Origin of the sequence: Cryptosporangium minutisporangium (assembly GCF_039536245.1) — a bacterium.
Classification (GTDB): domain Bacteria; phylum Actinomycetota; class Actinomycetes; order Mycobacteriales; family Cryptosporangiaceae; genus Cryptosporangium; species Cryptosporangium minutisporangium.
The window spans coordinates 255,482-281,271 of record NZ_BAAAYN010000044.1 but is presented as its reverse complement, the minus strand read 5'-3'; the positions used below and the strand labels follow the sequence as shown (position 1 = coordinate 281,271).

Here is a 25,790-nt window from a genome sequence, read left to right as displayed (position 1 = left end):
CGCACAGAGGTCCGAGCTGTCGAGCAAATAACGATCGGCCCCGGAGTGACCACCGCACTCCGGGGCCGACGCCAACGCGGTCAGCGAACGATGCGGAAGAACGTCCGGACCTCCGCCACGAACACCTCCGGCACCTCCAGCGCCGCGAAGTGACCACCCTGCTCGTACTCGGCCCAGTGCACGATCTTGTTCACCTGCTCGGCGTAGCGGCGGATCGCGATGTCCTCGGCGAAGTTGGCCACCCCGGTCGGCACCGACGACGGCGTCGGCCAGTGCTGGGAGTGCATCGCCTCGTAGTACAGCTGGCCGGACGAGGTGCCGGTGTTGGTCAGCCAGTACAGCGTGGCGTGGTCGAGCACGTGCGCGGCGGCGATCGACCCGGCAGGGTTCGCCCAGTCGTGGAACTTCTCGCCGATCCAGGCCAGCTGCCCGACCGGGGAGTCGGCCAGCGCGAAGCCCAGCGTGTGCGGCCGGGTGGCCTGGATCTGGAAGTAGCCGTTGCCGTCGGACATGAACTCCTGCAGACGCCCCAGCCGGGCCTTCTCGGCCTCGGTGAACTGCTCGTCCTCCGAGACCTCTTCGAGCGGGATGAAGCCCACCGTCGCCGCGTTGACGTGGACGCCGACCACGTGCTCGGCGTCGACCCGGCCGATCTCCGGAGCGATCATCGCGCCGAAGTCACCGCCCTGGACGCCGTAGCGCTCGTAGCCGAGCCGCGCCATCAGCTCGGCGTACGCGGTCGCGATCCGGCGCCCGTCCCACCCAGCGCCGGCCGGGCCGGTGAAGCCGAAGTTCGGATGCGACGGGATCACCAGGTGGAAGGGCTCGTCCGAGTCGGTGAGCGGCTCGATGACGTCGAGGAACTCCGCGATCGAACCCGGCCAGCCGTGCAGCAGGAGCAACGGGAGCGCCTGATCGTGCCGCGAACGGACGTGCAGGAAGTGGATCGTCTGCCCGTCGATCTCGGTGGTGAACTGCGGGTGCTGGTTGAGCCGCTGCTCGATGACCCGCCAGTCGTAGGACGTCGTCCACTGCTCTACGAGTTCGGCCAGCCACGAGACCGGGACGCCGCGTGCCCAGCCGACGTCCGGGACCTGCGTCGGCCAGCGCAGGCTCGCGAGGCGCTGCTCGAGGTCGTCCAGAGCGGTCTGGGGAACGTCGATGCGGAACGGGGTGATGGTCACCACTACCTCCTCGGGGTTGATTCGACTGTGTCAGCCAAAGAGGTCAGGTTCTGTCCTCGTTGCCGAGGAGAATCAGCCGCATGCTCGAAACGTCCGCGCGCTTGCTCCGTCTGCTCTCGTTGCTGCAGCAGCACCGGGACTGGCCCGGTCCGCAACTCGCCGACCGGCTCGGCGTCACCGTGCGCACGGTCCGCCGCGACGTCGAGCGGCTCCGCGAGCTCGGCTATCCGGTGCACGCCACCGTCGGAAACATCGGCGGCTACCGCCTGGGGGCCGGCGCGACGATGCCGCCACTCCTGCTCGACGACGAGGAGGCCGTCGCGGTGGCGGTCGGCCTGCGCACCGCGGCGAACGGCACGGTGGTCGGCATCGAGGAAACCTCGGTACGCGCGCTGTCGAAGCTGGAACAGATTCTGCCGCCGCGGCTGCGCCACCGCGTCTCGGCTCTCGGGGCGGCCACGGTCTCACCGCACCGGCCGGGCGCGGTGGTCTCCGCCGAGCTGCTGACGACGATCGCCGGCGCCTGCCGTGACCACCAGCGGCTCCGCATCGACTACCGCAGTCACGACGGCACCGAGACCCTCCGCCTGGTCGAGCCACACAAGCTCGTCCACGCCGGCCGTCGCTGGTACCTGGTCGCGTTCGACGTCGATCGCGACGACTGGCGCACGTTCCGCGTCGACCGGCTACGTCCCTGGACGCCGCCCGGCCCGCGTTTCACTCCCCGGACGCCGCCGGACGAGAACATCGGCGCCTACGCCTCGTGGGCGGTGGGCGTTCAGAACTACCGCTACCAAGGACGGTTCACGATGCACGCCCCCGCCGATCAGGTCGCGACGCGGGTACCGGCCGACGCCGGGCTGATCGAGACGATCGACGAGCACAGCTGCACGCTGCGCGCCGGTTCGAACTCCCTCGACGGGTTGGCGCTGCACGTGACGCTGTTCGGCTTCGAGTTCACGGTGCACGAGCCGATCGAACTCGTCGAACACTTCCGGGCCCTGCACGCCCGCATGGGTCGCGCCCTCGGCCTCGGCGACTAGCATCTGGCAAGCTTCGGGCATGAGCGATGAGGTCCTCCACCGGCCCGAGCGCGCTCAGTTCGACGCCTTCCTCGACGAGCACCGCAGCACGCTCGCCGCGTGTCTGGACGGACTCACCGAGGAGCAGGCGCGCCGCTCGCTCGTGCCGTCCCGCACCACACTGCTGGGCTTGGTGAAGCACGGGATTTTCGTCGAGAAGGTCTGGTTCGACGAAGCCGTGACCCGCCGGTCGCGAGCGGCGATCGGCATCCCCCGGACGCCGGATGAATCTTTCGTCCTGGACGACGCCGACACGATCGACAGCGTCCGGCAGGCGCACCGGGAGGCGTGCGAAGCCTCCCGCCGCGCGACCTCCTCGTTGGCGCTGGACGATGTCCTCCACGGCAACCGCCGGGGCCCGCTCCCGCTGCGCTGGGTCTATCTCCACGTGCTGCGCGAGCTGGCACAGCACTGCGGCCACGCCGACATCCTGCGCGAGCAGATCCTCAGCGAGTAGGGCGGCCACCCGCGATCAGCGGGCGCCGTCCTCCTGATCGGCTGTTAGCATTCCCGCCGTGCTTCGGCTGATCATCTCCCCGCCGCCCCGCGCCTGAGCGGGTTCCTCTCCACGCCGCTCGGCGGCGTAGCGCTGGGTGCTGCCCTGGCGCGATCGAGTCCCGCTCTCCGCGACCGGTGTCCTCGATCATTGCTGGAGTTCTCCGTTGTCTTCTTCTCGTTCGTCCTTCGCCCTGCTGGTCGCGGCCGGCGTCTGCTGGGGCACCGGCGGTGTCACCGGCCGGGCCCTGACCGAGGTCGGCTCCGTATCGGCGCCCGCGGTGGCCGCTTATCGGCTGCTGCTCGGCGGCGGCCTGCTCGTCGTCGCTCTGCTGATCGTCGGCCGGGTGCCGCGCGGTACCCGCGCGTGGCGCCGGGTCGGCGCGATCGCCGCCCTCGCCGCGGCCTTCCAGGCCAGCTACTTCGCCGCCGTGGCGGTCAGCTCGGTCACCGTCGCGACGCTTCTCACGATCGGCTCCGCGCCGATCCTCGTGGTGGTTGCCGACGCGCTGGCCGCACGCCGGCTGCCGTCCTGGGCCGACGTCCGGCCGGTGGCCACCGGCGTCGTCGGACTCGGTCTGCTCGTCGGCGCCCCGACCGGCCAATCTCTGGGGGCGACGCTCGCGGGTGCCGCGCTCAGCGTCTTGGCCGGCGCCGGCTTCGCCCTGCTCACGCTCGTCGGCCGCCGCCCGGTACCGAACCTGGACGAGGCCACGTCGACCGGCTACGGCTTCCTGCTCGGCGGTACTGCGCTCGCGATCGTCTCGAGCACCACCGCAGGCCTCGGCGTCGATCTCTCGTTGGCGTCCATCGGGCTGCTGTGCCTGCTCGCCACCGTTCCGACGGCGGTGGCGTATTTGCTGTACTTCCGCGGCCTGCGCGGCAGCACCGCCGCCACCGCCACGGTCGTTGCCCTACTCGAACCGCTGACCGGCACCGTCCTGGCGGTGAGCTTGCTCGGCGAGCAGCTGAGCGTCCCCGTCGTGCTCGGGGCGGTGCTGCTCCTGGCGTCCGTCGTGGACAGCGGACGTACACGGGCGGGGACGCCACGCCACGAGGCACTGCGGACGTGACTCGCTGTGTTCGGAATCGAACGTTCGGGGCGTTCGGTCGCCGATCGATCCGGCTGGCGGGTCGCGCGAATCTATTGGTGCACGGGGAACGAGCCCCAACTACTTCAGGAGGCTGGACGACATGAGCGGCTGCTACGACTACGACTACAACAACCACTGCAACGACTGGGACTACAACGACTGCTACAAGCCGCGCCGCCGTCCCCGCCACCACAAGAAGCGCTACAACGACTGCTGGGACTACAGCTACTGAGCTGACCCCTCGAATCACCGGAGCGCCGGGGAGCGGAACACCGCTCTCCGGCGCTTCGTGCTCGGACCCACCGGGTGACCAGCGCGCCGTCACCCTCCATAGTGGCCGGAAAGCCGAGCCGGCCGTAGCGGGCGTCCCCTAAGATGCCGTCGGCGACATGGACCGAACACTGCGAAGGGGGGATTCATGGGCGCCCTGGAACAACCGGCTCCCACCGGCATCGACGTCTCAAAGCCGAGCATCGCGCGAGCCTACGATGTGGTCCTTGGTGGCAAGGACAACTTCGAGATCGACCGGGCCGTTGTCGGCGAAATGCTCAAGATCGTGCCGCAGCTGCCCGAGGTAGCCGCCTATAACCGACAGATCCTCAGTCGCGGTGTGCGCTACCTGGTCGAAGAAGCCGGTATCCGGCAGTTCATGGATCTCGGCTCCGGATTGCCGACGCGGGAGAACACCCATCAGGTGGCCCAGCGCTCGGCACCCGACGCCCGCGTCGTCTACGTCGACAACGACCCGATCGTGCTGGCCCACGGCCGAGCGATCCTCGCCGAGAACGACAACACCGGCGTGGTCACGGCCGACCTTCGGGATCCGCAGGCCGTCCTCGCTGCTCCCGAAGTGCAGCGCCTCATCGACTTCTCCCAGCCGGTAGGTGTCCTGCTCGTCGGCATCCTCCACCACCTGCACGACAGCGAGGACCCGCAGGGCGTCGCCAAGGCCTACATGGACGCCGTGCCGTCCGGCAGTTACCTGTTCATGACGAGCTTCTGCGCGAGTTTCCCGGAGGCCGCAGCGCTCGAGCAGACCTACCTGAGCGTGCTCGGCACCGGCCGCTTCCGCACGCTGGAGGAGCTACAGGGCTTCTTCGGCGACTTGGAGATGGTCGAGCCGGGCTTGGTCTCGCTGCCCGAGTGGCGCCCCGAGGAGCCGATCGGCCACGAGCTGACCGTCGCCGAGCGGTTGATGGCCGGCGGCATCGCCCGCAAGCGCTGAGTTCCGCGTCGCAATCGGCCCCGGAGTGCACACCGCACTCCGGGGCCGCTGCGCAGACGGCACCGAATCGCGACAATGCGTTGATGACCTTCACCGACCAGGAAGTCGCCTACCTCTCTGCCCAACCGATCGCGCGTTTCGCCACGGTCGGCCCCGAGGAGCAACCGGACGTCGTCCCGGTGGCCGTCGAGTTCGACGGCACGTTCTTCTGGGTCGGCGGCACCGGTCAGACCGTCCTGGCGACCCGGAAGATGCGCAACGTCCGCGGCGGCCGTTCCAAGGTGGCGCTCGTCTTCGACGACATCGTCTCCGTCGAACCGTTCGTCGCGCGCTCGTTGCGCGTCTACGGCGTCGCGGACGGGCCGTTCGAGCGGTCGGGGATGGTCGGACCGGGCCACTTCCTCCGCATCGCACCAACGGTGTCCTGGAGCTGGAATCTAGACGGTGAACCGGTAGGTGACACCTGGTACGAAGCTCGTCGCACCGTGCACGGCTGACCGCGGCCCGACTCCGGGTTTATCCACCTGCCCACCGCCGACCGCGCGTGGTCTACTGCCGCCGTGGATTGGACCCGGATCGGCCCGCCGATCGACGTGCGGCCGCTCTTCGCGGTGGAGCGAGCCGAGCTGCTGGCCCTGTTGGGCACCCTGGACGACGCGCACTGGTCGGCGCCGACGGTCTGCCCCGGCTGGACCGTCCACGACCTCGCGGCGCACCTCGTGCACGACTACCTGCGACGGCTGTCCGCGGGCCGCGACGGCTGGTCCGCGGGCTGGATCCCGGTGCCCGACCGGGATCTCGCCCCGTTGCTCAACCGCGCCAACGACGAGTTCGTCGCGACCGCCCGTGGGCTCAGCCCTCGGGTGCTCAGCGCCCTGATCGCGGGATTCGGCCCTCAACTCGACGCGTACTGGGCTACCTGCGACCTGGGCGCGTCCGGCGTCTCCGTGTCGTGGGCGGTACCCGATGCCCCGGCGCCCGCCTGGCTCGACATCGCCCGGGAGTACTCCGAGTTCTGGGTGCACCAGCAACAGATCCGGGACGCCGTCGGACGTCCGGGCGCCGACTCCCGCCAGCTGGTGCACCCGGTGATCGACGCGTTCCTCCGCGCGCTGCCCCGAGTCCTGGCGGACACCGACGGCACGTCGGTCACCATCGCGGTGACCGGCCCCGTCGACGACGCCTGGACCGCTCGGCGCGGCCCGGACGGCTGGGCGCTGACCCGCGGTGAGACCGATGCGCCGGACGCCCGCGTCGAGCTGACGCCGGACACGCTCTGGCGGGTGGCGACCCGAGGGTTGGAGCCCGACGAAGCCCTCGCTCGTGCCCGGGTGGACGGCGATGACGCGCTCGCTGCGGCGGCGGTGCAGCTCGTCTCGATCGTGCGCTGACCGACTACCGGGGCGGGAAGAGCTCGCCGGCTCTGGCGATGAACTCCCGCAGGTTCGACTCCGTCGTCCGTGCACTCGCCTCGGCAACCGTCAGCCGCTGCAGCGCCTTGGCCCGCTCGACGTCCACCACCTCGGACGCCGTTCGCGGCCGGTATGCGTCCAACAGTTCCTGAAGCACAGTTTTCCTTACCAGATCACGACCGCGCCCCGTCCCAGCGGGGACGGGGCGCGGTGCGCGCCTCGGTCAGGCGACGCCGATGCGGTGGTCGTCACCGGTACCAGGGACCTGCGTGGCCAGGCCTCGCCGCGCCCGTTCGGCCCGCAGCGCCACCTCCACGATGTCCCAGACCCCGATCAGGACGACGGAGAGGATGACGATGTTGGTCAGCCACGAATCGGTGTTGAACGAACTTGAACCGGTCTCGTTCAGGAACTCGGGGTTGAAGAACCGATCGGTGGCCAGCAGCCAGACCACTGGCACGGTGAACAGCAGCGCGAGCACGGCGTTGACGGCGGTCACGGCGTGGGTCCAGGCGCCGCGGCGATACACCCAGACGGCGTAGACGACCTCCAGGGCGAACACGACCAGCAGGTAGGGCCACCAGAACGACCAGCTGGCCGGATCGAGCACCGGTTCGTCGGTGAGCGTGAACTGCTGCAGGACCAGCGCGGCGCCGAGCAGCACGGGCCAGACGACGTTCGCGACCAGCTGGCTGGCGGTCAGGAAGCTGGGCTCGTACTTCGGGAGGTCGTCGGGCGTCCACTCACCGACTGCGAGGTCGGTGCGGCCCACGCCGGTGCGCTCCAGGATCGCGAACACCCCTGTGGTCCAGAAGGCCAGGTGGGCACCGACCGTGAGGGTCGCGCCGATCGCCGCGCCGATCACCTTTCCGAGGCTCGGGTCGTCGAATACCTGGAGGACGGTAGAGAGGACGACCACGATCGGCAGCACGACCGTGAAGAGCATCAGCATCACCCGGCGCCAGATCGGGTAGAGCTCCGGGCCGATCAGGTACTGCGGCCGGTCGGCGTAGCGGTCGGCCAGGCGGCGCGGGTCGCCCAGCTCGCGCAGCGTGGCGTCGATCGCTGCCTCCCGCTCCTCGCCGGCCTCGATGCGGGCGTCCACCGCGTCGTCGATGGAGGCGCGAAGTTCGCGGTCGATGTCGGCCCGTTGCGCTTCCGGAACGTGCCGCACTGCGGTGAAGACGTAACGGTCGATCAGGCCGGTCATTTCTCGCTCCCTAGAGCCGTGCTGGTGGGGGTGTCGAGGTCGGTGATGGCGTTGTCGAGGCGGGACCACTCGGTGCGCAGGGCGACAGCGATCGCGTCGCCCTGCTCGGTGGTCCGGTAGAACTTGCGCGGTCGCGCCTCGTCGGTGTTCCAGGAGCTGGTCAGGAGGCCTTGGGCCTCCAGACGCCGCAGCAGCGGGTAGAGCGTGTTGGCCTCCACCTCGAACCCGGCCTCGCTCAGCGTTTCGAGCAGCGAGTAGCCGTAGCCCGGGGTGCGCAGAACGGTGAGGCTCGCGACGACGACCGTGCCGCGGCGCAACTCCTGCAGGTGGCTGGAGAGCGTCGCATCGCTTGTCATGTCCAACACCATACTGTGTCTCACACACTATGGCAACGCGCACACCCCTGTGTCGGCGAGGACATGGTGTCGCGGACTGCGGAGTCGAGTCCGTCAACAACTAGCGAGTGGGCCATTTCGGCGCCCTTCCTCGCATCGTTGGGGGCACAGATGTACACCGGACGTTGGGAGGCGACGGAGCCCGCAGCTCCGGCGGAACCGACGGCCCCGAGCCAACCCGGCGCTCAGGACCAGGGCAGAGGTCTGCGGTGGTGGCAGAACGCGCTCATCACCGCCCTCGCGTCGATCCTCATCCTGGGCGGCGCCGCGTACCGCTGGATCGACTAGCCACGAACACCGGGCCCACGCGAAAAAGCCCGGCCCCGCGAACGGGACCGGGCCGGAAAGCGACGCGTCAGCTACACATCGACGTGCTGTTGTACGAGTAGTAGTGCGTGGATCCGCCGCCGAGATACCAGCGGCCGGAGCTCGTCCGGTAGAAGTTGTGGGCGTCGGTCCTCGAGCCGTTGTACCGGATCTCGGAGCCGACCCAGTAGAGGTTGTTGTCCGCCCTGCCGAAGGTGTCGGGCCCGACGACTCCGTCGTCGTCCAAATCGCGGTTGCGCTGCCAGGCCTGAGTGGCCGCCTTCGTCCTCGGCCCGAACCGACAGTCGAGGTCGGATGCGGCGAGGTACCCAGTCTGGACAGCGACGACCGCGTGAGGTATTTGCGAGGTACTAGCTCGTCGCGATCGCCTCGATCTCCAGCAGCCACTTCTCGTCGTAGATGCCGGTGATGATCACGGTCAACGCCGGACTGTGACCGGCGAGCACCTCATCGCGGATACGCGCATTGGCTTCGCGATACCGCCGGTCGGAGAGGAACACGGTCACCTTGACCAAGTTGGACAGCGCTAGGCCAGCGGCGTCCAACACCGCGAGAACGTTGGCCCAGGCCAGCCGGCACTGCTCGTCGAACTCGGCCGGAACGACACCGGCCGAGTCCTCCGGCACCTGCCCGCTGACGAACAGGGTCCGTGCAGCGCCGGTGACCAGCGCTCCTTGCCCGTACGAGCGCGGCTGCGGGTCGATAGTCGTTATCTCCACCCGCGGAGGTTACGGCGCCTCGACGCTACTGATCCGATACTTGTGCACCTCCGCGCCGCGCACCGGCGGCGGCTCCGGCGCAGGCTCGCCCGAGGTGCGGAACCGCTCGAGGTCCTGGTCGGACTCCCAGCGCTCGTAGACGTTGATCCGCCCGACGTCGATCGGATCGGCGGCCTGGACGAAGTCGTGGCACCCGGGCGCCTGCCGAGCCACTCGGGCGACGTCGGCCACCGCGGTCAGGTATCGGTCACGGTCGGCAGGGTCTACGAACAGCTGGCCGGCGACGATGATCAACGGTTGCTCCTCGGGCTCTGGGAGGAAGACGGACACATCCGGTCCAGCATGGCCCGGAGAGCCGGTCCTCGTACCGCGGTGGCGCGTCACCCACCAACTCGGGGAATGGAAAGAATTCGGTGCGAACCATGCGGAAAAGGTGTTGCCTTACGAGATCACGACGACACTCGGGAGGCTCGTGTGGACGCCAAACCACTGCGCTGGCTCGCCGCGACGGTCACGACAGGAGTGCTCGTGGCGGTGGGGGCCACCACGATCGCCGCGGACGCGTCGAACGAACGGCAGCGGGCGCGCAGCGTCATCTTCGTCAACGGTGACGGCATGGGCCCGGCCCACCGGGAAGCGGCCCGCCTCGCGCTCAAGGGCTTGGGCGGACAGCTGGTCATGGACACCCTGCGGGTCTCCGGACAGCTGACGACCAGCCCCGACGATCCGACCAACCCGATCACCGACTCGGCGGCCGGTGCGACCGCGTGGACGATCGGCCAGCGCACCTACAACGGCTCGATCGGGTACGACGTCAACAAGAAGCCGGTGCCGACACTCGGCTTCCAGGCCAAGCGCGCAGGCAAGGCCACCGGCCTGGTCACCACCGCACAGGTCACCGACGCCTCTCCGGCGGCGTGGTTCTCGAACGTCCCGGACCGGGGACAGCAGGACGAGATCGCCCGGCAGTACCTCGACATCAGCAAACCCGACGTGATCCTCGGCGGCGGCGAGGACTGGTGGCTGCCCGCAGGCACCCCGGGCGCGTACCCGGACAAGCCCGCGGAGGATCCGACCGAGGGCAGCCGCAGCACGAAGGGCGATCTGATCGCGAAGGCGCGGCAGAGCGGCTACCGGTACGTGTCCACGCCGGCGCAGCTGCAGGCGGCTCCGAACGGCAAGCTGCTCGGTCTCTTCTCCAACCAGGAGATGTTCCAGCAGCGCGAAGAGGGGAAGGGCGACGTCTACAGCCCGGTCGTCAGCCTGGCCACGATGACGTCGAAGGCGTTGTCGACGCTCTCCAAGGACCGGGACGGCTTCTTCCTGATGATCGAGGAGGAGGCGATCGACGAGTTCTCCCACAACAACAACGGCACGCGGATGCTGCAGTCGATGGGCGAGCTGGACAAGGCCGTCGCGGTGGCGAAGGCCTACGTCGCGGAACACCCGGACACGCTGCTCGTCGTCACCGGCGACCACGAGTGCGGTGGGTTGACCGTCGAGGACACCGGGACCGGCGACGAGTCCGGCGACGCGATCTCCCGGGAGGACGGGCCGTTCTCGATCCCGGGTAGCCCTCTGAAGTTCAACCTCGACTGGACGACGCCCAGCCACACCGGCGTGGACGTGCCGGTCACCGCGGCGGGCCCGTACGCCGGCCAGTTCACCGGCAAGCACCCCAACACGTACGTGCACGAGGTGCTGTCCAAGATCCTGACGAAGTAGCTCTTCCCCGAGCGGTGGCCCGGCCGGTGGACGTTCGCCGGCCGGGCCTCCCGTCACCTGCGTGTGCAGTTCACCCGGCTGATCGACTCGCTGGTCATCCGCCCGGCACTCGTCGACCAGCTCACGTGCTGCCGCGAAACGACGGCACAGCGGTTGACGACGCGGGTCACGACGCGGGTTCGGACCGCCGAGCACGGAGCGTGCACGGTGATGCTGCCGCCGAACAGCGGGGCGACCCGCACCACGGTGCACTCGGCAGCCTGAGCCGGTCGAGCAAAAGACAGCACCGCGAGCGGTACGAGAACGGACGCGCCGATCACTCCCGTTATCGTTCGTCGAACACTCATTGCGGTTCCCTTGGTCGCCGTTGTGATGGTCGCGATCAGGAAAACGCCGGGACCGGACGCCGAGATACTGGGGAATTCCCTAGAGTTTGCGCTCCCGAGCGGCCGCACCGGTTTGGCCCCGCCCGTTTCAGCAGCACCCGGGCTTGGACAGGGTGTACCGATACAGCGGTAATGCTTTAATTTGGACATAGGCCGACATCTGAGCGGCTATTGCCCGGAGCGACCGCAACTGGAGTTGGTGGCGATCACTACGGTGACCACGACTCGCCCGAGAGCGGGTCTCGATCTCATCGGCAGGGACGCTGAGCGGCGGTATCTCGACGAGCTACTCGACGAGCTACCGGTCGCCGGCCGTGCGCTGCTGGTACGCGGCGATCCCGGCGTCGGCAAAACCACCCTGCTCGACTACGTCGAACAGAGAGCCGTCCCGCGCTACCAGGTGTATCGCGTGCGCGGCGTGGAAACCGAGACCACCCTCCCGTTCGCCGCCCTCGGCGAACTGCTGTTGCCCCTCCGCCAGCGGTTCAGCGCACTGCCCCGGGCACAGCGGGAGAACCTGGAGACCGCACTCGCGCTCGGCGAGGTGGTGCGGGGCGGCTCCTCGGTGAACCCCTACGCGGTCTGCGTCGCAACCCTCAACGTGCTGTCGCTGGCCGGTCACGACCGTCCACTGGTGGCGCTCGTCGACGACCTGCAGTGGGTCGATGCCGACTCGGTGAACGTCTTCCGTTTCGTGGCGCGGCGGGTGGCGTCCGACCACGTCGCGTTCATCGGCGCGACCCGGCGACTCACCGAGGAGCCCCGCGGCCACGCCGTGCTCGACGTCACCGGCCTCTCCGAGCGCGAGTGCCGGCTGGTACTGGACAGCCACGGACTGCAGGTCGCGCCCGGCGTCCTCGACGCGCTGGTCGGATTCTCCCGCGGGAACCCGCTGATCCTGCTGGAGTTCGCCTGCCGGCTCAGCGACGCGCAGCGCCGCGGCGAGGCGCCACTTCCCGCCTCCCCCGCCCGCGGCGGCCGCGCCGAGCAAGGCTGGACGTCGCGGATCCGCGCGTTGCCGGTGCCGACGCAGCGCGCGCTGGTGCTGATCGCCGCCGCTCGCGAGCCGACCGTCGACGCGGTGGACCGCGCGCTGTCGGTCTGCCGATTGGCGGCGGACGATCTGGTGCCGGCCGAGGAGGCGCGCCTGGTCCGGGTCATCGGCGAGCGGTACGAGCTGGTCCACCCGATCCTGCGCAGCGTCGCACTGGGCAACGTGCCGCTGGGCGTCCGCAGGCAGGCTTACCGTGCGCTGGGTGAGGGAGCCACCGGCGCCACCCGGGCCTGGTATCTGGCGAGCGCCGTATCACGGCCGGACGAGGACGTCGCGGTGGAGCTCGTCCGGGCCGCGCAGGAGGCCAGGCAGTGCGGGTCCTATCTGGCCGCGGCGCAGGCCTGGCGACGGGCCGCGGAGCTGACGCCGACGCGGTCCGACCTGACCGCCTCCCGCCTGCTCGACGCCGCGCGGGACGCCTTCGCCGGCGGTGCCTGCGACGACGCGGCGCGGTGGTGCGAGGAGGCCCGGACCTGCGCGACCGACCCGGTGCTACGGGCAGACATCGCGCTGCTCCACGGGAGAGCACTCACCTGGATGGGCAACGTCCGGCACGCACACCGCCTGATGAGTACGGCCGCCGAAGCGATCGCCGCGAGCGACGCCGTCCGAGCCGCCGCGCTCGCTCACGAAGCCGCACTCCCCGCGGTGATGCACGCGGACCCGGCCGGGGGGATAGCAGCCGCACGCCGCGGCATGGAGCTCGCCGGATCGCCCGGCGAGGCCGACCGGTGTGCGCTGTTCCTCTGCCAAAGCCTGGCCCTCACCAACCGGATCGAGGAGGCCAGCCGTGAGCTGGACCGTGCCGTCGCCGCGTTCGAGGGAACCGACCCGGCGACCACCGGAATCGAACTGACCAACCTCGCGCAGGTCTGCTTCACCCTCGAACGCTACGACGACGCGCAGCGTCTGCTGCACGCCGTCCTCGACGGGGCACGCCGGAGCGGCAACCCGGTCGCCTACGCGTTCGCATTCGGCGTGCGGAGCGAGCTGGGCTGGTGGCTGGGGCAGTGGTCGGCCGCGTACGCCGATTGCGTGGAAGCGACGGCGAAGGGCCGGGCTCTGCGGCAGCGGGGTGTGGTCGCCGCCGGGCTGCTCATGCAGGCCCGCTTCGACGCCGCCCGCGGTGACCACGCCGGGTGCGCGCGGCGGGCCGCGCAGGCGTTCGAGTTCACCGACTTCACCGATGTCCGGTCGATGCAGATCTACCGCGAGGCCGCGCTCGGGCTGGATTGTCTGAGCCGCGGTGCGGGTGCGGACGCGGCCGTCCACCTCGGACACGCCCACGAGGTCTTCGTCCGGTTCGGGCTGGGCAACCCGAACATCACGCCGTTCGCCGGGGATGCGATCGAAGCTCACGTCCGCGCCGGAAACGCGGCTGCTGCGCGAGAGATCCTGGCGTGGCTGGAGGAGTGCGCGGACCGCACCGGCCTGCGCTGGCAGCGCGCGGTGAGCGCACGAGGCCGCGCGTTGCTCGCCGACGACCCCGACGAGGCGGACGCCGCCTTCCGCGCCGCGCTCGCGGTGCACGAGCAGCTGCCGACGCCGTTCGACCACGCGCGAACCCTGCTCTGCCACGGCGAGGCGTTGCGGCGCACCAGGCAGAAGGCGCGGTCACGGGCGCCGTTGCTGGCCGCGCACCGGATGTTCTCCGCACTCGGTGCCGCGCCGTGGACCCAGCGTTGCCTCGCCGAGTTGGCGGCGAGCGGACACCAGCCGCCGCGGGCCCGGCGCGCCGGCGGGCTGGACCGGCTGAGTCCGCAGGAACTGCAGGTCGCTCGCATGGTGGCGGCCGGCCTGACCAACACCGAGGTCGGCTCCGCGCTCTTCGTCTCGCCGAAGACGGTCGAGGCGCATCTGACCAGCATCTACAAGAAGCTCCGCGTGCCGTCCCGAACCGGCCTGACGCGCCTGGTCACCGAGAGCGGTCTCTCCGACTGAGGGCCGCACGGGCGGACATCGCCGGCCTTCACCCCAGCCCTCGGAGAGGTGTCGACAGGCTGCATAGTGTGGCGCGCATGGATAACGGGGAGCAGTTGGCAGAAATCCGGGCCGGGATCGACGACCTGGACCGGCAGATCGTCGGATTGGTCGCCGCGCGCGAGCAGCTCGTCCGACGCGCCGGTCAGCTCAAGACCGACACCGCTGCCGTGCGTGCTCCCGACCGGGTCGAGCAGGTAATTCGTAAGGTGCGAGCGCTGGCCGCGGAGGCCGACGCGAACGAGGACGTGGTCGAGGCCACCTACCGGGCGATGATCGCGGCCTTCATCGACCTCGAGCTCCGCGTGCACAGCGATACGAATTCAGTCGGCTGAAAGCTTGAGCGGAACGATCCATTCCGCTACTCTGGGCCTCGAACGGAACAGTTCGTTCCGTTCCAGAGACAGAGGAGACGGCACATGAACGCCACTCGCTGGACCGTCCTGGAGCAGGCTCACGGCGCGCTGCGCACCGTCGTCGCGGGAGTCGACGAGAAGGCGTGGACCCTGCCCACGCCGTGCGAGCAGTGGAACGTCGCTCAGGTGCTGCGCCATGCGGTCGGCGACCAGCGCGCCTACGGCGCCGCGCTCACCGGCAACGACGGGCCGACCGAGAACCCGTTCGACCCCTCCGAAGACCGCCCCGGGCAGGAGCAGACGTTCGTCGAGTCGGCGCTGACCAGCACCGCCCAGGCGCTCGCAGCGGTCGCACCCGGCACCGCGGAGGTGCCGTGCCCGCTGCCGATCGGGCCGCTCTCCGCCGAGATCGTCGTCGGCGCCGCCGCGCTCGACGCCGCCATCCACGCGTGGGACATCGCCGTGGCGACCGGCCAGCCGTCGCCGCTCTCCGCGGAGCTCGCCGAGCAGCTCACCGCGGCGGCCGAAACGATCGCCGAGCCGCTGCGGGCCTTCGCGTTCGCTCCCGCGCTCGACGCCCAGCCCAGCGACGACGCCGCGGCACAGCTGCTGCGCTACCTGGGTCGCGACCCCAAGTGGACCCCCTGACCGGATAGATCAGAGCTGGACGGCGATTCCGATCATCGGCGGACGCCGCAGGCGCAGAAGGCGCGCGAACCCGTTCCCGAGCCGGGACAGGATGTACTTCTGCGCCAACAGCTTCCGCGCCTGCGCCGTGCCGGCGTCGTCGAGCAGGCGCGCGGTACCGGACGCGGTCGGCGCGTCCGGTGCCGTCTTCCCGCGCAGATCACAGACCGTCACCTGTACCTGCGGGTTGTTCCGGATCCGCTTGACCTTCCACGACTTCGCTTCGGTGACGACGTACAGCTCGCCGCCGTGCGCGACGTGCCACACCGGCGTCGCCACCGGCGTGCCGTCCTTCCGAAAGGTCGTGAGGCTGACGTACTTGCTGCGCCCGATCTCGTCCACGGCGTTCACGCCGCCAAGGCTACGGTCAGGCCGCGGGAACCTCGAGGCCCGGGACCTCTTCGAGTCGGTACCAGACCGGCAGGCCTCGCTCGTGCGCGATCGCGACGTCCTGGTCGGCGCCGGTCGACACACCGGGCAGGCGCAGGACGGCGTCGCAGTGTTGGAGCAGCCGCTGTGCGGTCGGGTACATCACCTGCTCGGCGATCGGGTCGGTCGGACCGGCGCCACCGGCACCGTGCAGAACGGGCAGCGCGACCCACTCGCCGATCATCGGTACGTGACCGGCCCGGAAGATCGGCCACGCGGCCTCTTCCAATCTCCGCAGGTTGGCGGTCATCAGCTCGGGATCGTCACCGGTGCCGGAACGATAAGGGCCGGCGATCAGGATCATCAGTGGCTTCGTCGTCGTCATGGGCGTAGCCTATGTGCAAGACCGTGCACAAACAAGAGGGATTACGCATGCTCGCCGCTCAGCGCCAAGAACTACTTCTCAGCCGGTTGCGGTCAGACGGCCGGATCGTGGCCAAGGACATCGCCGCTGAGCTGCGAATTTCCGAGGACAGTATCCGGCGCGACCTCCGCGAGATGGCCGCTGCCGGTTTGTGCCAGCGGGTGTACGGCGGTGCACTGCCCGTCTCCCCGGCGATTGCCGACCTGCAAACGCGCACAAACGTGCAGACGGACAGCAAGCAGCGTGTCGCCGCGCGGGCGGCGCAGCTGATCACGCCCGGCTCCACCGCGATCCTCGACGGCGGCACCACGGCGCTCGCGGTGGCTCGTGCGCTGCCGGCGAATCTGCGCGCCACTGTCGTCACCCACAGCCCCACCGTGGCGGCCGCGCTCGTCGACCACCCGGAGATCGAGATCCACGTGATCGGTGGGCGGATCTTCAAACACTCGGCGGTCGCCTGCGGAGCCGCCGCGGTCGAGGCGGCGGCCGGCGTCAACGCGGAGGTGTTCCTGATGGGCGTGACCGGCGTGCACGCCACCGCGGGTCTCACGACCGGCGACGCCGACGAGGCCGCGATGAAGCGCGCTCTGTCCCGCCGCTCCGCCGACACCTACGTGCTGGCCAGCGCCGAGAAAATCGGTGCCGCGTCGCGATTCGCCGTGCTTCCGTTGGCCGACGTCGCCGGCGTCGTCACCGACGTCGTAGCCGACCACCCCGCTCTACGCGACATCACCGCCACCGGTGTCCCGGTGATTCCGGCAGAAGGCTGAGGGACGGCCCGGCCGCGGTTGTTGGCCGGGCCGTCGTGGATACGGATCAGGCTCGGCGGTGCTTCAGCGCCCAGTCCAGGGCGTAGTCGGCAACCGCCTCCCAACCGGGCTCGGCGCACGTCCAGTGCGAGCGCCCCGGGAACTCGTGGTACTCGGCCGGGACCGGCGACTTAGCGTAGTGCTTCGCGTTCGACTTGTTGACCGACGGCGGCATGATGTGGTCCGCGCCGCCGCCGATAAAGAGCAGCGGCACCTTGTTGTTGTCGTAGTCGACCCAGGTCTCCTGGTGTCCGGGCTTGAGGTTCGCGATCAGGCCGTAGGCCCAGACCCAGTTGCCCGGCGCCGGAATCGCGTATTTCTCCCAAACCCGGTCGGACTCCTCGCGGGACAGCGTATTCGCGAACGCGTAGTGGAACTCCTCCTTGGTGAAGCCCACCGCGCGGTGGAAGTTCGCCGGGTTCTTCAGCGCCGGAAACAGCGACTTTACCTGCGAGAGTGGCGTGACGTGGACGCCCTCGGTCGGCGCGGAGTTGACCACCACTGCGGCGCTGCCCAGCCCGCGGGCCAGCAGGAGCTGAGTGAGCGTTCCGCCGAACGAATGTCCCATCAGGATCGGCGGAGCGTCCAGCGCCTCGATCACGCCGGCCAGGTGCTCGACGGTCTCCGGGACAGTCAGGTTCGCGATGATCTCCGGCTTCTCGCGGAGGGCCTCGACCTCGATCTCGAAACCGGGATAGCCGGGAGTGAGAACGCGGTAGCCGCGCGCGCTGTAGTACTCGACCCAGTTCTCCCAGGAGCGCGGGGTCATCCAGAGGCCGTGGACAAGGACGATCGTGTCAGTCATGGCAATTCCTTACGACTGGAGGAAGGCGAGGAGATCGGCGTTGAGCTCGTCTTTGTGGGTGTCGGTGAGTCCGTGCGGTGCCCCGGCGTAGACCTTCAATTCCGCGTCCTTGATCCGGGCCGCTGAGGCACTGCCGCCGACCGCGAACGGGACGACCTGGTCGTCGTCGCCGTGGATGACCAGCGTCGGGACGTCGAACTTGTCGAGATCGGACCGGAAATCGGTGGCGGAGAACGCCGCGATGCATTCGTAGGCGCCACGGTGACCGGCCTGGAGTCCTTGGCGCCAGAACGCGTCCCGCATGCCCTGGGACGGGCTGGCGCCGGGCCGGTTCGCGCCGAAGAACGGGCCGTCGGCCAGGTCTTTGTAGAGCTGGGATCGGTCGGCCAGTGATCCCGCTCGCAGATCGTCGAAGACCTCGCTCGGGACGCCGCCCGGGTTGTCGTCCGTCTGAAGCATCAACGGCGGGACGGCGGCCACCAGCGCAACCCGGGCCACCCGGGCGGTGCCGTGCCGGCCGACGTACCGGGCGACCTCACCACCGCCCGTGGAGAAGCCGATCAGCGTGGCACCCTGCAGGTCGAGCATCTCGATCAGCGCGGCGAGGTCGTCGGCGTAGGTGTCCATCTCGTTGCCGTGCCACGTCTGATCCGACCGCCCGTGTCCGCGACGGTCGTGGGCGATGACGCGGTAGCCGCGGGAGGCCAGGAAGAGCATCTGCGCTTCCCAGCTGTCGGAGTTCAGTGGCCAACCGTGGCTCAGGACGACGGGATTACCGGCGCCCCAGTCCTTGTAGAAGATCTGCGCGCCGTCGGCGGCGGTGAGGAAGGGCATGCCGTTGATGGTGGCGGTGGCGGTGGCGCGCTCGTATCCCGTGAAACGCGTAGTCCTTAATCCGGGTAAGCCTGCCGCAGTTGCCGGCGGGACGTCACCTCGAGCTTCCGGAACACCTTTCGGAGGTGGTAGTCGACGGTGCTCGCGCTGAGGAAGAGCGTGGCCGCGATCTCGGCGTTCGTGGCACCGTCGCGGGCGAGCGCGGCGATCGTGGCTTCCTGCGGCGTCAGCGCGGATCGCTGCGGTTCGGGTCCGCGCTGCGCGGTCTCACCGGTTGCGGCCAGTTCCCGGCGGGCCCGCTCGGCGAACGCGGCGGCACCGATGTCCTCGAACAACGCCACCGCGGACCGAAGTTGGTCGCGCGCGTCCCGGCGGCGCTTCTCCCGGCGCAGCCACTCGCCGTAGAGCAGGTGCGCCCTGGCGAGGTCGAGCCGGGCCTCGGTCCTGGTCAGCCGGTCGACCGCCTCGCGGTAGCAGTCCTCGGCGACGTCGCCGTGCGTGAGCAGCGCCCGGGAGCGGATGAACAGGCACTCCATCCACGGTGTTCCGGCTGCGCTCGCCCGGGTGTCCAGCATCGCCAGAGCACGCTCGGCCAGCACCCGGTCGCCCGACCGGATCGCGGCTTCCACGAGGTCCGCCAACACTCGGGTGTGGACGCAGAGCTCGTCACCGTCGATCAGTCGCCGAAGAGTCGTGCAGGCCTCCGGGTAGCGTCCGGTGCCCAGCGCCAGGAGGGCTTCGGCGAAGCGGGCGATTCGCACCACCGCACCGTGGCCCAGCGGCACCGAGGCATCCGCGATGGCTTCGAGCCGTTGCGGCAGGTACTCCGCGGATGCGCGCCAGGCCAGCAACTCGGGGTGCTGGTAGACCTCCCACTGCTCGGCGGTCGCACCGAGCGCCGACCGGATCTGGTGCCCCTCGATCACCAGTTGCTCCGCGACGTCGAGCCGTCCCAGCTCGGTGTTCGCCATCGAGTAGGTGTAGAGCGCGACGTCGAGCTCCCACAGCGCGCCGGTCCGCCGGGCGACGTCGATGGCGCGGCGCTCCACGGCGTCGGCTGACACGTAGTCTCGCCGGATCATGCAGGCCGTCACCGCGACGACCCATTGCTCCAGGTGCTGCGCGTCAGTGGTGCCCTCGGCGAGCAGTGCCTCGACGCCGCGCGCCAGGAGCGGCGCGCCCTGTTCGTAGCCGTGCGCGGCCACCGTGGCGAACCCGACCGCGAGCAGGTCCCGGGACTCGATGAGCGGATCGGGCCACGGATGGGCCAGGATCGCGTCCGCCATCGCGGTCACCGTCGTTCCGCGGAGGAGGTGCTCGGCGTTGATCGCCCACTGCACGGCCCGAAACAGCGCCAGCCGGGCCAGATCGGGTGCGCGCTCACCGAACGCCTCTGCCGCCGCGAGGCACATCGCGGCGGCGTCGGCCACCGCGCCGTCGCCCATCGTGATGCCCGCGTAGGCGCGGGCGATCAGCGCCCGGCCCCGGTCGACGTCGTCGAGCCATGCCGGGTCGAGTCCGTCGAGCAGCGTCCGCGCCTGCAGCGGCGCGCCGGCCGTCACTGCGGCCTGGGCGGCCACCACTGACCGCCGAGCGCGCTGCCGATCGTCGACGGTCAGCTCGGCGGCGCGGGCCAGGAAGCTCACCCGCGCGGCATATCCACCGCGGGCTGCCGCCCGTTCCGCACAACGTTCGAGCTCGTCGGCGACGGCCCCGTCCGGTCCGAGAGCCGCCGCGGCCAGATGCCAGGCCCGCCGGTCGGCCTCGGAAGCCGCGGTCGTCGCGGACGCCAGCGCCCGGTGGGCGGCGCGACGATCGGCCGGTGGCGCTCCGCTGTAAACGGCCGACCGTACGAGCGGATGCCGGAAACGGACTTCGGTCGTGATCGACGCCAGGCGAGCGGCCTCCGCGGGCTCGGGCGCGTCCGCGGGCAGTCCCAGCGCGGCCGCGGCGGCGTTGATCCGCCCGAAGTGGCCGGTCGGCTCCGCCGCCGCCAGCAGTAACCAGGTTCGGGTGTCCTCCGGCAGCGCGTCGACCTGACGGCGGTAGTGCGCCTCCAAGCGGGTCCCGATCGGCAACGGCTCGGGCAGCTGACGCCCCCCGCGTAGCTGGTCGGCGGTCAACTCTGCTCCAAGGTCGCTGAGCGCCAGCGGGTTGCCGCCGGTGGCCCTGACGATCTGGTCGGCCACTCGACGGTCCAGCGCACCGGGTACGACCGCCCGCAGCACCTGTCCGGCCGCTGCGTCCGAGAGTCCTTCGAGGTCGACGCAGGGTAGGCCGTCCAGCGCCGTGAACGGCGTCCCGGTACGGACGGCGAACACCAGCCCGATGCTCTCGGCGTGCACCCGCCTGGCGACGAACGCGAAGGCGACCACCGAATCGGCGTCCAGCCATTGGGCGTCGTCGATGCAGCAGAGCAGCGGGCCGTCGGATGCCGCCTCGGCCAACAGGGCGAGCGCGGCCAGGCTCACTAGATGCCGGTCGGCCGGCGGGCCATCGGCCAGCCCGCAGGCGACCAGCAGAGCGTCCCGTTGCAGGGCGGGGAGACGGTCGCGGAGGTCGAAGAACGGGATCAGCATCCGGTGCAGCGCGGCGAACGGGAAGTCGGTCTCCTCCTCGACGCCGGCCACCCGCAGGACACGGACCTCACTGTCGGCGGCGGACGCCACGTAGTCCAGCAGTGCTGTCTTGCCGATGCCCGCCTCGCCCCGCAGGACCAGTGCCCGGCTGAGCCCATCGCCCAGCGATGCCAGCACGGAATCGAGTTCGGCCTGCTCCGCGTCCCGCCCCCACAGCGCCACGCCGTGACCGTACTAGCGAGCGCACGGCGCCTGAACCGTTTCAGCGAAAGGTCCCGGTTATCCCAGTCGGTCCCGGAGGAAATCCTGCTCGGCGGCGTTGTCGGTGAGGGCCAGGGCGGCCGCGTACGCGTCGGCCGCCTCGGCGAAACGGCCCAGGCGGCGGAGGAAGTCGGCCTTGGCCGCGGGCAGGTAGTGGTAGCCCGCCAGCTCGCCGCTCGCTTCGAGGACCTCCACCGCGGCGAGACCTGCCGCGGGGCCGTCCACCATCGCGACGGCGACCGCCCGGTTGAGCGCCACCACCGGTGTCCGCCACACCCGGAGCAGCGCGTCGTAGAGCGTCCGGATCTGGGGCCAGTCGGTCTCGGCGTAGCTGGGCGCCTGGGCGTGCAGGGCCGCGATCGCGGCCTGCAGCGTGAACCGGCCCGGCGGGCCGGCCAGCAAGGCGCGCACCACCAGCTGGTCGGCCTCCGCGATCAGGTTCCGGTCCCAGGCCGACCGGTCCTGATCCGCGAGGGGAACCAGCCGGCCGGCCTCGTCGGTGCGGGTTCCTTCCCGGGCCCGGTGGACGAGGAGCAGCGCGACCAATCCGGCGACCTCGGCCTCCTCCGGAAGCAGCGCGTGCAGCAGCCGGGCCAGGTCCAGCGCGCGCTCGGCGAGGTCGATGCGGACCAGCGCGTCGCCGGACGGCGCGGTGTGGCCGGTGGTCGCGAGCAGGTGGACGACGGTCAGCACGGAGTCCAGCCGGGCAGGCAGCTCGTCGCTTTCCGGCACCCGGTAGGGGATCCTGGCTGCGGCGATCTTCTTCTTGGCGCGGGTGATCCGGGCCGCCATCGTGGCTTCCGGGACCAGGAAGGCAGACGCCACGTCCGCCGTGCTGACACCGCACACCAGACGCAGCGTCAACCCGATCCGCGCCTCGGCGGAGAGCGCCGGGTGGCAGCAGGTGAAGACCAGGCGGAGGCGGTCGTCGGGGATCGCCTCCGGCACGGTGAGCTCCTCCGGTAGGACCAGCAGCGGCAGCTTCGCCCGCAGCGTCTGCCGGCGCGCCAGGGCGTTCAGCGCCTTGTTCCGCGCTGCGGTGGTCAGCCAGGCTCCCGGACGGTCCGGGACGCCGTCCCGCTCCCACGCCGAGAGCGCGGAGACGTACGCGTCCTGCACGCTCTCCTCGGCGACGTCCAGGTCACGGGTAACCCGCACCGTCGCGGCGAGCACCGCGGCCCACTCGCGACGGTGCGCGTCGGCGACCGCCTGGTGCACGGCCCTCAGGGCAGCACCTGGAAATCGACCAGCGGCCGCACCTCGACGCCGCCGCTGACGATCGGCGTCATCCGGGCGAGTTCCAGCGCGTGGTCGAGGTCTCGGGCCTCCAGCACGTAGATGCCGGCCAGCGCCTCCTTCGTCTCCACGAACGGTCCGTCGGTGAGCAGGTCACCACGGACAGCGGTGGTCGTCGAGGGGTCCTGGAATCCGAGCCCGGCGACGACGCGCCCGCCCGCGGCCGCGATCTTCTCGGGCAGGCCGATGTGGCCCGCCATCACGTCCGGCGGCAGGTCCTCCGGCGGGACGGCCTCGTAGATGAACACCGCGTACTGCGGCCTGCGCTCGGTCGTCGCGTTCTCGGTCATGCCGGTCTCCGTTTCGTCGCACCGTTGTGTCAACTACGACCGACGAGTCGGACGAAAATCGACAGCGCCCGGCAAAATCTTCGCGGTTCGCTCGCCGGAATGTGAAGGTCGGGGAAGAACGCGACCAGAGAGGACCACATGAGCTATCCGCCGCCGCTCTACTCCGGGGACACCGGCGAACCGAGCGCCACGTACCGACACCGGGACGCGCTGCCCGAGCTGACCTACCCGAACGGCAACACGGCCCACTACCTGGCGACGCACGAGTCGACGGGCGGGCTGTTCGGCCTGTATCGGTGGGAGATGGGGCCGGAGCCCAGCGGTCCGGGGCCGCACTTCCACCGCTCGATCTCGGAGTCGTTCTACATCCTGTCCGGCAGCGTGCGGATCTACGACGGGCGTCGTTGGATCGACACGCAGCCCGGCGACTTCGTCCACGTGCCGATCGGCGGTGTGCACGCGTTCCGCAACGAGTCCGGGGAACCGGCGTCGATGCTGCTGCACTTCTCCCCCGGCGCGCCCCGCGAGGGCTACTTCGAGGGCCTGCTCACGCTGGCGGACAAGAGCGACGAGGAGAAGGCAGAGTTCTACCTGGCGCACGACAACTACTGGCTCTGATCGAGACCCTGGGCGACGGCGGCCTCGTAGGCGAGGAACGTGTCGACGACGAGCCGCTGTTCCCGGGGGCTCAACGGCTCCAGCGCCTTCCGCCACGCCTGCGCACCCGGCTGCAGCCACTCGGCGATCGCCGGCCGGGCCTCCGCGGAGATGTCGACGATGCGGCGGCGGCGGTCGTTGTCGTCTTCCCGCCGCACCAGCACGCCTTTTCGGCTCAGGTCGCTCACGATCAGGCTCACCGTGGTCGGCGCGACCTCCAGCCGCTCCGCCAGCTGGGACACGGCCTGGGCTCCGTCGAGCAGGAGCAACGAGAGCAGCGAGAGGTGCCGTGGCGCCAGCTCGGCCGACCGGAGCTGCTCAGGCGGAGCCAGCCGCTTGATCCGCCCGATCACCCGAGGCATCACCAGGAGCAGTTCCCGGACGGCGTCGTCCGTTGACACCTCGCCACCCCCCTAATACCTTTGAGGTCAAAGCTAGTTTGCAAACAAAGGGGATCTCGTGCCGCATCTTCTCGTCCACGCGCTGGAGAACGACCTCGACGGCCGCGAGGCCGACCTGATCGCCGCCCTCACCGAAGCCGTTGTCGCGGTCTACGGCGACTGGGCCCGCGACATCGCGGTCGTCCAGCTTCTCGGATACCCGGCCGGACGCTGGGGCATCGGCGGTAAGCCCGCCGAGGCACCGGCGCCCCGCGTGACCTTCGGCATCCGGGACGGCGTGTTCAGCCGTCCGGAGGGCGCCGACATCCTCGGCGGGTTGGCGGCCGGGGTCACCGACGCGATAGCGACCGTGATCGGCGAACACGTCCGGGCGGGCGTCACCATCGAGTTCGTCGGCGCTCCCGACGGACGCACCGCCGTCGCCGGAACCCTCGTCGAGTCGTAGCACTCACGCATCGATCATCCCCGGCTCATCCGGGTGGGTCCTCGCCGACCAGGCCATCGACGGACTCGCGAATCAGGTCGGCATGGCCGACGTGCCGCGCGTACTCCTCGATCAGGTCGATCAACACTCGGCGCAGGCTCGGCTGGCGCCCGTCCTCGGCCCTCCACACGGTCAGCTGGCCGAGGTCGCCCTCCTCCAACGCCGCACCGACCGCGGCGCGGGACCGCGCGACCGCGTCCTCCCAGATCGTCATCAGCTGCTCGGGCGAGTCGTGGGCGGCCGACCGCCACTCCCAGCCGTCGCCGTCGTACGGCTCCCAGACGGCCGGGTACCCGCCGCCCCGCAGCCGCACCGTGAAGTACATGTCCTCGACGAGCGCCAAGTGCTTGAGCAACCCGCCGAGCGTGACCGTGGAGGCGCCCACCGTCGCGTTCAGTCCGTCCGCATCGAGACCACCGCACTTCCACGCGAGCGTGGCCCGCTGCCGGTCGAGCGAGCCGAGCAGCGTGTCGGTCTCGGTGCCGGCGATCGGCGGCTCCGGATGTCCCACCGTGCTCACCCCACCGTCAGGCAGAACGGATGACCGGCCGGGTCGGCGAACACGAACCAGCCCTCGGGAGCCTGGTGCAGCCGCCGCGCGCCGAGGTCGACCACCTTGGCCTCCCCGGCCTCGAGGTCGTCGACGCGGACGTCGAAGTGGGCCTGCTGCGGGTGTGCCGGATCCGGCCACTGCGGCGGGGTGTACTCGTTGACCTGCTGGAACATCACGCTGGCCGGTACGTCCCGATAGTCGACGCCGGAGATCATCGCGCCTTCCGGGCCCTCGTAGGTGACCTCGGCGCCGGTCAGCGCGGCGTAGAACCGGGCCAGACCCGCGGCGTCCGGGGCGTCGATCGTCACCGCGAACAGCTCCATCGCCGGACCGACGCCGTCCCGCTGGCAGAGGTCGAACGGATGGCCGGCCGGATCGGCGAGCGTCACCCACGTCGCCCCGTCCGCGAGCCGGGTCGCGCCGAGCGACACGGCCCGCTCGGCGGCCGCCTGGTGGTCGTCCACGAGCAGGTCCAGGTGGAACTGCTGCGGACGCTCCTGCCCGGGCCACTGCGGCGGGACATGGTCGGGAGCGAGCTGGAACGCGACCTCCTTCCCCTCGGGCGTGCGGGTGACAACCCAGTCCGGCTCGGCGCGGAAGATCTGCCATCCGGCGAGGTCCGCGTAGAACGACGCGAGCTTCCGGTTGTCGGGCGCGTCGATCGCGACCATTTCCAAGCGTCCTACTCCGGTCATGC

Annotated in this window: 33 protein-coding genes; 16 read left to right on the top strand and 17 right to left on the bottom strand. The window is 70.3% G+C overall.

The features are described from left to right. Positions 1 to 80: 80 nt before the first annotated feature. A complete protein-coding gene (locus tag ABEB28_RS31630) occupies positions 81 to 1,184 on the bottom strand; it encodes an epoxide hydrolase family protein (protein WP_345731902.1) in 1,104 nt (367 codons plus the stop codon). Between the two features lie 80 nt (positions 1,185 to 1,264). Here ABEB28_RS31630 and ABEB28_RS31625 point away from each other — a divergent pair, with 80 nt between their 5' ends. The 7 genes from ABEB28_RS31625 to ABEB28_RS31595 all read left to right on the top strand — a co-directional run bounded on the left by ABEB28_RS31625 (position 1,265) and on the right by ABEB28_RS31595 (position 6,471). Next, positions 1,265 to 2,227 carry a helix-turn-helix transcriptional regulator gene (locus tag ABEB28_RS31625; RefSeq protein ID WP_345731901.1) on the top strand — a complete coding sequence of 321 codons (963 nt, stop codon included), beginning with the start codon at positions 1,265 to 1,267 and terminating at the stop codon, positions 2,225 to 2,227. 19 nt (positions 2,228 to 2,246) lie between these two features. Beyond that, positions 2,247 to 2,723 carry a DinB family protein gene (locus ABEB28_RS31620; RefSeq protein ID WP_345731900.1) on the top strand — a complete coding sequence of 159 codons (477 nt, stop codon included), beginning with the start codon at positions 2,247 to 2,249 and terminating at the stop codon, positions 2,721 to 2,723. 205 nt (positions 2,724 to 2,928) lie between these two features. After that, positions 2,929 to 3,834: a DMT family transporter gene (locus ABEB28_RS31615; protein WP_345731899.1), complete on the top strand. Its 906-nt coding sequence runs from the start codon at positions 2,929 to 2,931 to the stop codon at positions 3,832 to 3,834. A 121-nt stretch (positions 3,835 to 3,955) separates the two neighbouring features. Then, on the top strand, positions 3,956 to 4,087 hold the full coding sequence (locus tag ABEB28_RS31610) for a hypothetical protein (RefSeq protein ID WP_345731898.1): 132 nt from the start codon (positions 3,956 to 3,958) through the stop codon (positions 4,085 to 4,087). A gap of 186 nt (positions 4,088 to 4,273) precedes the next feature. Further along, positions 4,274 to 5,080, top strand: a complete 807-nt coding sequence (locus tag ABEB28_RS31605) for an SAM-dependent methyltransferase (protein WP_345731897.1) — start codon at positions 4,274 to 4,276, stop codon at positions 5,078 to 5,080. An 83-nt stretch (positions 5,081 to 5,163) separates the two neighbouring features. Beyond that, the gene (locus ABEB28_RS31600) at positions 5,164 to 5,577 is read left to right on the top strand and encodes a PPOX class F420-dependent oxidoreductase (RefSeq protein ID WP_345731896.1); all 414 of its coding nucleotides are present in this window, start codon (positions 5,164 to 5,166) and stop codon (positions 5,575 to 5,577) included. Positions 5,578 to 5,640: 63 nt separating this feature from the next. Then, on the top strand, positions 5,641 to 6,471 hold the full coding sequence (locus tag ABEB28_RS31595) for a maleylpyruvate isomerase family mycothiol-dependent enzyme (protein WP_345731895.1): 831 nt from the start codon (positions 5,641 to 5,643) through the stop codon (positions 6,469 to 6,471). Between the two features lie 4 nt (positions 6,472 to 6,475). Here ABEB28_RS31595 and ABEB28_RS31590 read toward each other — a convergent pair whose 3' ends face one another. From ABEB28_RS31590 to ABEB28_RS31580, 3 genes are all read right to left on the bottom strand, one after another. After that, a complete protein-coding gene (locus tag ABEB28_RS31590) occupies positions 6,476 to 6,649 on the bottom strand; it encodes a hypothetical protein (RefSeq protein ID WP_345731894.1) in 174 nt (57 codons plus the stop codon). Between the two features lie 66 nt (positions 6,650 to 6,715). Further along, on the bottom strand, positions 6,716 to 7,702 hold the full coding sequence (locus ABEB28_RS31585) for a permease prefix domain 1-containing protein (RefSeq protein WP_345731893.1): 987 nt from the start codon (positions 7,700 to 7,702) through the stop codon (positions 6,716 to 6,718). Beyond that, positions 7,699 to 8,058 carry a PadR family transcriptional regulator gene (locus tag ABEB28_RS31580; RefSeq protein ID WP_345731892.1) on the bottom strand — a complete coding sequence of 120 codons (360 nt, stop codon included), beginning with the start codon at positions 8,056 to 8,058 and terminating at the stop codon, positions 7,699 to 7,701. The genes ABEB28_RS31585 and ABEB28_RS31580 overlap by 4 nt, the downstream gene beginning before the upstream one ends. A gap of 150 nt (positions 8,059 to 8,208) precedes the next feature. On the opposite strand from ABEB28_RS31580, the gene ABEB28_RS31575 reads away from it, so the two are divergent. Next, positions 8,209 to 8,385, top strand: coding sequence for a hypothetical protein (locus ABEB28_RS31575; protein WP_345731891.1), 177 nt, complete (start codon positions 8,209 to 8,211; stop codon positions 8,383 to 8,385). Positions 8,386 to 8,452: 67 nt separating this feature from the next. On the opposite strand, the gene ABEB28_RS31570 is transcribed toward ABEB28_RS31575, so the two are convergent. Genes ABEB28_RS31570 through ABEB28_RS31560 form a run of 3 tightly spaced genes read right to left on the bottom strand, consistent with a single transcriptional unit; the run spans position 8,453 to position 9,437 of the window. Continuing rightward, complete coding sequence (locus ABEB28_RS31570) at positions 8,453 to 8,764, bottom strand: peptidoglycan-binding domain-containing protein (protein WP_345732051.1); 312 nt, start codon at positions 8,762 to 8,764, stop codon at positions 8,453 to 8,455. A gap of 10 nt (positions 8,765 to 8,774) precedes the next feature. Beyond that, complete coding sequence (locus ABEB28_RS31565; RefSeq protein ID WP_345731890.1) at positions 8,775 to 9,143, bottom strand: RidA family protein; 369 nt, start codon at positions 9,141 to 9,143, stop codon at positions 8,775 to 8,777. A gap of 9 nt (positions 9,144 to 9,152) precedes the next feature. Beyond that, positions 9,153 to 9,437 (bottom strand): putative quinol monooxygenase, encoded by a 285-nt coding sequence (locus ABEB28_RS31560; protein WP_345731889.1) that lies wholly within the window; start codon positions 9,435 to 9,437, stop codon positions 9,153 to 9,155. 180 nt (positions 9,438 to 9,617) lie between these two features. Between ABEB28_RS31560 and ABEB28_RS31555 the strand changes: the two genes are divergently transcribed. The 5 genes from ABEB28_RS31555 (at position 9,618) to ABEB28_RS31535 (ending at position 15,292) form a co-directional block, all read left to right on the top strand. Next, positions 9,618 to 10,868 carry an alkaline phosphatase gene (locus tag ABEB28_RS31555; protein ID WP_345731888.1) on the top strand — a complete coding sequence of 417 codons (1,251 nt, stop codon included), beginning with the start codon at positions 9,618 to 9,620 and terminating at the stop codon, positions 10,866 to 10,868. A 63-nt stretch (positions 10,869 to 10,931) separates the two neighbouring features. Beyond that, positions 10,932 to 11,132 carry a hypothetical protein gene (locus ABEB28_RS31550; protein ID WP_345731887.1) on the top strand — a complete coding sequence of 67 codons (201 nt, stop codon included), beginning with the start codon at positions 10,932 to 10,934 and terminating at the stop codon, positions 11,130 to 11,132. Between the two features lie 336 nt (positions 11,133 to 11,468). Next, entirely contained in the window at positions 11,469 to 14,249 is a 2,781-nt protein-coding gene (locus ABEB28_RS31545) for a helix-turn-helix transcriptional regulator (protein WP_345731886.1), read from the top strand. Positions 14,250 to 14,326: 77 nt separating this feature from the next. Next, positions 14,327 to 14,623: a chorismate mutase gene (locus ABEB28_RS31540; protein WP_345731885.1), complete on the top strand. Its 297-nt coding sequence runs from the start codon at positions 14,327 to 14,329 to the stop codon at positions 14,621 to 14,623. Positions 14,624 to 14,707: 84 nt separating this feature from the next. Further along, the gene (locus ABEB28_RS31535; protein ID WP_345731884.1) at positions 14,708 to 15,292 is read left to right on the top strand and encodes a TIGR03086 family metal-binding protein; all 585 of its coding nucleotides are present in this window, start codon (positions 14,708 to 14,710) and stop codon (positions 15,290 to 15,292) included. A 9-nt stretch (positions 15,293 to 15,301) separates the two neighbouring features. Here ABEB28_RS31535 and ABEB28_RS31530 read toward each other — a convergent pair whose 3' ends face one another. Then, a complete protein-coding gene (locus tag ABEB28_RS31530; RefSeq protein WP_345731883.1) occupies positions 15,302 to 15,682 on the bottom strand; it encodes a PPOX class F420-dependent oxidoreductase in 381 nt (126 codons plus the stop codon). Between the two features lie 16 nt (positions 15,683 to 15,698). Beyond that, positions 15,699 to 16,064 (bottom strand): DUF4406 domain-containing protein, encoded by a 366-nt coding sequence (locus ABEB28_RS31525; protein ID WP_345732050.1) that lies wholly within the window; start codon positions 16,062 to 16,064, stop codon positions 15,699 to 15,701. Between the two features lie 68 nt (positions 16,065 to 16,132). Between ABEB28_RS31525 and ABEB28_RS31520 the strand changes: the two genes are divergently transcribed. Then, positions 16,133 to 16,894: a DeoR/GlpR family DNA-binding transcription regulator gene (locus ABEB28_RS31520; protein WP_345731882.1), complete on the top strand. Its 762-nt coding sequence runs from the start codon at positions 16,133 to 16,135 to the stop codon at positions 16,892 to 16,894. A gap of 46 nt (positions 16,895 to 16,940) precedes the next feature. Here the strand turns inward: ABEB28_RS31520 and ABEB28_RS31515 are convergent, their stop codons facing one another. From ABEB28_RS31515 to ABEB28_RS31495, 5 genes are read right to left on the bottom strand one after another with little or no spacing between them, the layout of a single operon-like run. Beyond that, positions 16,941 to 17,738, bottom strand: coding sequence for an alpha/beta hydrolase (locus ABEB28_RS31515; RefSeq protein ID WP_345731881.1), 798 nt, complete (start codon positions 17,736 to 17,738; stop codon positions 16,941 to 16,943). Between the two features lie 9 nt (positions 17,739 to 17,747). Next, the gene (locus ABEB28_RS31510; RefSeq protein WP_345731880.1) at positions 17,748 to 18,572 is read right to left on the bottom strand and encodes an alpha/beta fold hydrolase; all 825 of its coding nucleotides are present in this window, start codon (positions 18,570 to 18,572) and stop codon (positions 17,748 to 17,750) included. A 56-nt stretch (positions 18,573 to 18,628) separates the two neighbouring features. Continuing rightward, positions 18,629 to 21,373 carry an AAA family ATPase gene (locus ABEB28_RS31505; protein WP_345731879.1) on the bottom strand — a complete coding sequence of 915 codons (2,745 nt, stop codon included), beginning with the start codon at positions 21,371 to 21,373 and terminating at the stop codon, positions 18,629 to 18,631. A gap of 57 nt (positions 21,374 to 21,430) precedes the next feature. Further along, entirely contained in the window at positions 21,431 to 22,585 is a 1,155-nt protein-coding gene (locus ABEB28_RS31500; protein WP_345732049.1) for an RNA polymerase sigma factor, read from the bottom strand. A gap of 50 nt (positions 22,586 to 22,635) precedes the next feature. Beyond that, the gene (locus tag ABEB28_RS31495; RefSeq protein WP_345731878.1) at positions 22,636 to 22,998 is read right to left on the bottom strand and encodes a YciI family protein; all 363 of its coding nucleotides are present in this window, start codon (positions 22,996 to 22,998) and stop codon (positions 22,636 to 22,638) included. Positions 22,999 to 23,136: 138 nt separating this feature from the next. On the opposite strand from ABEB28_RS31495, the gene ABEB28_RS31490 reads away from it, so the two are divergent. Then, a complete protein-coding gene (locus ABEB28_RS31490; protein WP_345731877.1) occupies positions 23,137 to 23,616 on the top strand; it encodes a cupin domain-containing protein in 480 nt (159 codons plus the stop codon). On the opposite strand, the gene ABEB28_RS31485 is transcribed toward ABEB28_RS31490, so the two are convergent. Continuing rightward, a complete protein-coding gene (locus ABEB28_RS31485) occupies positions 23,604 to 24,056 on the bottom strand; it encodes a MarR family transcriptional regulator (protein WP_345731876.1) in 453 nt (150 codons plus the stop codon). The genes ABEB28_RS31490 and ABEB28_RS31485 overlap by 13 nt on opposite strands. A 58-nt stretch (positions 24,057 to 24,114) precedes the next feature. Here ABEB28_RS31485 and ABEB28_RS31480 point away from each other — a divergent pair, with 58 nt between their 5' ends. Continuing rightward, a complete protein-coding gene (locus ABEB28_RS31480) occupies positions 24,115 to 24,501 on the top strand; it encodes a tautomerase family protein (RefSeq protein WP_345731875.1) in 387 nt (128 codons plus the stop codon). 25 nt (positions 24,502 to 24,526) lie between these two features. On the opposite strand, the gene ABEB28_RS31475 is transcribed toward ABEB28_RS31480, so the two are convergent. Together ABEB28_RS31475 and ABEB28_RS31470 are read right to left on the bottom strand one after the other, a co-directional pair. Further along, on the bottom strand, positions 24,527 to 25,060 hold the full coding sequence (locus tag ABEB28_RS31475; protein WP_345731874.1) for a DinB family protein: 534 nt from the start codon (positions 25,058 to 25,060) through the stop codon (positions 24,527 to 24,529). Continuing rightward, positions 25,057 to 25,788, bottom strand: coding sequence for a VOC family protein (locus ABEB28_RS31470; RefSeq protein WP_345731873.1), 732 nt, complete (start codon positions 25,786 to 25,788; stop codon positions 25,057 to 25,059). The genes ABEB28_RS31475 and ABEB28_RS31470 overlap by 4 nt, the downstream gene beginning before the upstream one ends. Between the last annotated feature and the right edge of the window lie 2 nt (positions 25,789 to 25,790).